This is a genomic window from Myxococcus sp. CA039A (assembly GCF_013336645.1).
Lineage (GTDB): Bacteria > Myxococcota > Myxococcia > Myxococcales > Myxococcaceae > Myxococcus > Myxococcus llanfairpwllgwyngyllgogerychwyrndrobwllllantysiliogogogochensis.
On the sequence record NZ_JABUMQ010000487.1, the window covers coordinates 1 to 5,748 of the forward strand.

Below are 5,748 nucleotides of genomic sequence, written 5' to 3' on the forward strand. Positions count from 1 at the left end.
CCCTCCCCCCGCTCCCGCGAGGGCGCGCATTCCCCCCATGCCCGCACAGACGCAGCCGCCCCAGGTGGGCCGCTGGCTGTGGACCTGCCGGGCCGGGTTCGAGCCCCACCTCTTCGAGGAGCTGGCCTGGGCGGGCATGGCCCCTCGCCTGCTTGGAGAGGCCCTGGTGGAGAGCGACTCGCAGCCTGGGCTCGTTCCCGCCTTCGCCCGCGCCGCCTGGCGGGTGGTCGCCTCGCTGCCTCCGGGAACACCCGACGTCCAGGCGGACGCGGCGGCCCGGGCCATCGTCTCCCTGCCGGGGACGGCCCCCTGGGTCCTCCAGTCCTTCACGCCCGACAGCCCTCGGGGCAACACGCTGGCGGCCGTGGCGGAGGCGCTGGAGGCGGCGGTGCGCACGCGGCTGCCCTCGGAGCGGCTGCTCGACGACGCGGCGCGGGCGCGGGAGTCCGGCGCCCGGCTGGTGACGCTGTGCGTGGCACCCGACGGCGTGACGGCCGTGGGCGCGGTCTCCGCGCGCGAAGCCCTGTCCCTGGCCCCCGGAGGGCGACGACGCATGCGCCGGGAGGTCGAGTCCCCCTCGCGCGCCGCCATGAAGCTGGAGGAAGCGCTGGACGGCCTGGCCTTCGAGCCAGGGCGCGGCGACGTCTGCGTGGACCTGGGCGCGGCGCCCGGGGGTTGGACGCAGCGGCTGGTGGCCCGGGGCGCGAAGGTGGTGGCGGTGGACCCGGCGAAGCTGATGCCCGAGCTGGCCTCGAATGGCCGGGTGAAGCACATCCAGGAGAGCGCCTTCTCCTATGCCCCCGAGGAGCCCGCCGACTGGCTCTTCTGCGACATGGCGTGGCGTCCGCTGGAGGTGGCCCAGCTGCTCGCCAAGTGGGGGCGCCGGGGCTGGGCAAGCCACCTGGTGGCCAACATCAAGCTGCCCATGAAGGACAAGAACCCGGTCCTCCTGCGCGTGCGCCACACGCTCGTCGAGGAGGGCGGCTGGGAGGGCCTCACCGTCCGGCAGCTCTACCATGACCGGGATGAGGTGACGGTGACGGCCCACCGGCTGCGCTGACGGGAAGCGCCTGCACGGGGCCTCGCGACGCGCTAGAGAAGCGATTCAGATGCCCTATCCGCTCGACGACGCCACCGCCACCGCCCTCATCGCCCTCCACCCCTGGGTGCTGACCCGCAGCCCCCAGGCGCCCGTGCAGGCAGCCGTCGAGGTGCTCCTCCAGGCCGAGCAGGCCCGTCGCGGCCACCCGGACCCGAAGACGGGCGCGCTCCAGGTCCCCGCCCTCACGCAGGGGAGTCTCCTGAAGGAGGAGTACGACCTGTCCACGCATGCGCACCATGACGGCTGGCGCGTGGGCGCCGTCATCGCGGATGTGAAGGAGATGATTTCCCTCAACGCCCGCTTCGGCTTCGCCATTGGCGACGCGATTCTGCGCGCCACCGTGGAGTCGCTCGCCGCGCAGTACCCGGGCGCCAAGGTGATTCGCCTGCACCCGGACGCCTTCGCCGCGCTGCTGGTGCCCACCTCGCAGCTCACCGTGAGCGCGGACCTGGCTGGCCCCACCCACGAGCGCCTCTCACGCGACGTGCGCCGGGTGCTCCCCGAGGGCACGCCCGACACGGACGCCCCGAGCTGGACGGTGAGCCTGCTGGAGGTGACGGTGGACTCGCCCTCGCACTGGCAGGTGCTGGGCCCCCTGCTCTGGGCGGAGCTGGAGCGCGCCCACGTCATGCAGCGCAGCGGACGCGCCGATGGACTCCAGCAGCGACGGCTCCGGCTGGACGCATCCATCCCAGGGCCCGCCACGCTCTCTCGTTGAGGACGGCCAGGGGGGCTTTGCGCGTCCCAGAGGCGAGCCGGAAGGCCCGACGTCCCTGGGGTTCAACACCCGCAACCACCCTCCCGAGCCAGGCCCGGGAGGCACCGCGCACTCCGAGGACTACTCCTCGAGGATGAACTTGCGCGGGTTCTGGGGGATGCCGTTGACGCGGACCTCGTAGTGCAGATGCGGTCCGGTGGAGCGGCCCGTGTTGCCGACCGCGGCGATGAGCGAGCCGCGCTTCACGCGGTCTCCCGCCTTCACCAGCATCTTCGCCAGGTGGCCGTAGCGCGTCTTGATGCCGTAGCCGTGGTCCACGACGATGACGTTGCCGTAGCCGCCCTCCAGGCCCGCGAACACCACCGTGCCGTCCGACGGCGAGAAGACTTCCTTGCCATGGGGCGCGGCGATGTCGAGACCCGCGTGCATGACGCGGTCGGCGGTGTACGGGTCCACTCGCTGGCCAAAGTCGCTCGTCACCCAGCCGCGCGCGGGCCAGACGGACGGCGTGGAGGCGAGCAGCGACTTCTGGTCCTGGAAGTACGCCTGCAGCTCCTGGAGGCTCTGCTCCTGACGGGTGGCCTCCGCGCTCAGCTTGTCCAACCGGCCCATCAGCAGCTTGGGCGTCTCGGTGGTGGTCAGCTGGGTGAACTGGGTGTCCGTCGTCGGCACCTGGGTGCCCGCTTCCGGCTCCGTGGGGCCCATGGCCAGGTTGCGCTGCGGGTCCGACAGCAGCGTCATCGCCCGGAGCTTCTGGTCGAACCGCTCCACCCGGTCCAACGTGGAGCCGATGTGCTCGATTCGCTCCCGCACCGACTTGAGCTGCGAGCGCAGCGTCAGGTTCTCCTCGCGGAGGATGCGGTTCTCGGAGGCGTCCGCCGCCACCTGGAAGTAGTGGATGCTCGCACCCGCGCTCAGTCCCACCACCAGCATCAACCCCATCCCCACCTGCATCAGGAACGAGCGTTGGATGGTGTACCGCTTCACCGGCGCGTCATGGTCCGGGATCACCATCAACGTGAAGGACTTTTTCGCCACGGGACAGCTCCCTGCTTGCGTGGGACATCCGGCGCCAGAAGCTAAGTCGCTCCGTGTCGCCCAACACCTCCCCCCACCGCCACACCCCGCCTGCTTCGTCTCCCGGCGACGTCTGCCAGGGTTGGAAACGTTTGGGCAGCTACCATTCAGTTTCCAAGAGTGTCAAGGTCAACAGTGACCTGACGAGGTGTTTGTCGGCCACGGGGCCGGGTGCCTCAGGGGGCGACCCGCACCACGATGACGGTGATGTTGTCGTCGCCGCCGCGCTCGTTGGCGAAGTCGACGAGACGCTTGGGCACGTCCTCGAAGCTCTGCGCCTGGGCCACGACCTCGTGGATTTCGCGGTCCTCAAGCATGTTGGCCAGGCCGTCCGAACACAGCAGGAACACGTCGCCGGGCTCGGAGACGAGCCCCATCACGTCCACCTGGACTTCCTCTTCGAAGCCCACGGAGCGGGTGATGATGTTCTTGTAGCGGGAGTGCTTGGCCTCCTCCGGCGTAATCATCCCCGCCTTGATCTGCTCGTTGACCAGCGAGTGGTCCTCGGAGATCTGCTGGATGAGGTCGCCCCGGATGAGGTACGCGCGGCTGTCACCTACGTGGGCGAAGAAGGCGTGCTCATCGCGCACCACGAGGGAAATCACCGTGGTGCCCATGCCGGACAGCCGTGGGTCTTCCTGCGCCGCCGTGTAGATGGCGAGACACGCCTTCTCCACGGCCGTGCGCAGGGCCTCCGGTATCGGTGAGTCCTGGAGGTTGGGCACGGACAGGAACGGATTGTCCTTTCCCTCCCGAGCCCGCCGGAGCTCCTTGTCGATGGTCTCGACGGCGATGCGCGACGCGGTACCGCCGCCGGCATGGCCGCCCATTCCATCCGCCACGACGTAGAGCTGCAGCTCATCGTCGATGAGGAAACTGTCCTCGTTGTGGTTGCGCTTCCGCCCGACGTCCGTCAGGCCAGCGGAAACGACTTTGAGGCGGGAGGCCGCGGTCAGCCCTGCGGTGTTGGACACACCAATGATGCTATGTGAGACCCACCGATGGGGCAAGGACACGGATGACCTTGCAGCGCGTCAAGCCAATCTTCGGAGGCGGCCACGGGGTCCTCCCTCGGGTCCGGACTCCCGCCGGGTCCTCGGTGCCCCCAGGGAACGGTGGGCCGAGCGCACCAGGGCCTCCGCCGCCCCCAGCGCCTCCCGCGTGACCTCCACGCCGGACATCATCCGGGCCAGCTCCCGCGTGCGGTCCGCGCCCGCCGCCAGAACAGTCACCTGGGAGACGGTTCGCTCCGCCTTCACCGCCTTGCGGATGAGCAGATGGGCGTCCGCGTAGGCCGCCACCTGGGGCAGATGGGTGATGCAGAGCACCTGACGGTGACCGCTCACCTCCTTGATCATCCGCCCCACCACGTCCGCAATCGCGCCGCTGACGCCCGCGTCGGCCTCGTCCAGCACGTAGCAGCCACACGCGTCGCTGCCCGCCAGGGCCCGCTTCAGGGCCAACAGCAACCGGCTCGCCTCACCACCCGAGGCCACCTTCGCCAGGGGCCGCGCCGGCTCACCGGGGTTCGCGCTGAAGAAGAACTCCACCTCGTCCGCGCCATCCGGACGCAGCGTTTCCCCGGGCGTCACGCGCACCTCGAAGGCCGCCTTGCCCATGGCCAGGTGCCCCAGGCCCTCGCGCACCTGCGCGGAGAACTCCACCGCGCTCGTCGTCCGGGCCTTCGACAGCACCCGGGCCGCCTTGCGCGTGCGCTCCTCCACCTTGCGCCGCTCCGTGGCCAGCTCCTCGAGCACTTCCTGGCGGTTCTCCAGCGTGCCCAGCTCCGCCTCGATTTCGCCGCGCTTCTTCAGCACGCCGTCCAGCGTGGCGCCGTGCTTGCGGCACAGCCGCTTGAGGCCATCCAGCCGCTCGTCCACGTCCGCCAGCCGCGTCGGGTCCGACTCCAGCCCCTCCACGTACCGGTTGAGCCGCCGCTGCGCCTCCTCCAGCTCCGACAGGGCCGTGCTCAGCGACTGCGCCACCGGCGACAGCGTCGCGTCGAACTTCACCGCGTCGTGCACCAGCCCCAGGGCGCGGCCCACCGTCTCCAGCGCCGAGGCCTCTTCCCCCGCCACGAGGAGCTCCGCTTCCGCCCCGAGGCGCTTGAGCTTCTCCGCGCTCGACAGGCGCTTGCGCTCGACGTCCAGCTTCACGTCCTCGCCCGACTCCGGGTCGATGCGCGCAATTTCGTCGAGCTGGAAGCGCAGGAACTCCGCGCGCTCCCGCACCTTCGCCTCGTCCCCACCCAGGGCCTCCATGCGCGCGTCCACCTCCCGCAGCGCGGAGTACTCCCCGAAGTAGGACGCCAGCGCCGCCTCCACCTCCCCGTACCTGTCGAGGAGCACCCGGTGCAGGCCCGAGTCGAAGAGGCTGACGTGCTCGTGCTGCCCCGCGAGGTCCACCGCCCCCCGCGTCAGCTTGGCCAGCACCCCCACCGTGACGAGGGCGCCGTTGACGTAGACCTTGCCCCTTCCGGTGCGCCCCAACACGCGACGCACCAGCACCTCCTCGCCCAAGTCTGGAAGGCCCAGCTCCTCCAGGCGCGCGCCCAGCACCGGCGTGCGTGCGAAGACGCCCTCCACGGACGCCTCCTCGCAGCCGGCGCGGATGACATCCGCGTCCGCCCTGCCTCCCAGCAGCAAGCCCAATGAATCCACGAGGATGGACTTGCCCGCACCTGTCTCACCCGTGAGGACGGTGAGGCCGGCTCCGAACGCCACCTCCACCTCCTCGATCACCGCCACGTTCGAAATCCGCAGACCCAGCAGCACGCGCGCCCTCCAATGTCCGTACGACGGCCCTGGCACTGAACACCCTAGCAGGTCCCACTGACACTGCACAGGCGTTC

Annotated in this window: 5 protein-coding genes; 2 read left to right on the top strand and 3 right to left on the bottom strand. The window is 70.4% G+C overall.

Annotated elements, in window-relative coordinates; all coding sequences use genetic code 11:
- Positions 1 to 1,060 (top strand): 23S rRNA (cytidine(2498)-2'-O)-methyltransferase RlmM (gene rlmM / locus HR086_RS44045; protein WP_254626727.1); only part of this gene is annotated, 1,060 nt, incomplete at its 5' end.
- Positions 1,061 to 1,109: 49 nt separating this feature from the next.
- Positions 1,110 to 1,820: a diguanylate cyclase gene (locus HR086_RS44050; protein ID WP_174453328.1), complete on the top strand. Its 711-nt coding sequence runs from the start codon at positions 1,110 to 1,112 to the stop codon at positions 1,818 to 1,820.
- A 120-nt stretch (positions 1,821 to 1,940) separates the two neighbouring features.
- Here HR086_RS44050 and HR086_RS44055 read toward each other — a convergent pair whose 3' ends face one another.
- The 3 genes from HR086_RS44055 to recN all read right to left on the bottom strand — a co-directional run bounded on the left by HR086_RS44055 (position 1,941) and on the right by recN (position 5,671).
- Entirely contained in the window at positions 1,941 to 2,858 is a 918-nt protein-coding gene (locus HR086_RS44055; protein WP_141641070.1) for a M23 family metallopeptidase, read from the bottom strand.
- A 215-nt stretch (positions 2,859 to 3,073) separates the two neighbouring features.
- The gene (locus tag HR086_RS44060; RefSeq protein ID WP_141641069.1) at positions 3,074 to 3,871 is read right to left on the bottom strand and encodes a Stp1/IreP family PP2C-type Ser/Thr phosphatase; all 798 of its coding nucleotides are present in this window, start codon (positions 3,869 to 3,871) and stop codon (positions 3,074 to 3,076) included.
- Positions 3,872 to 3,931: 60 nt separating this feature from the next.
- Complete coding sequence (gene recN, locus HR086_RS44065; RefSeq protein WP_174468628.1) at positions 3,932 to 5,671, bottom strand: DNA repair protein RecN; 1,740 nt, start codon at positions 5,669 to 5,671, stop codon at positions 3,932 to 3,934.
- Between the last annotated feature and the right edge of the window lie 77 nt (positions 5,672 to 5,748).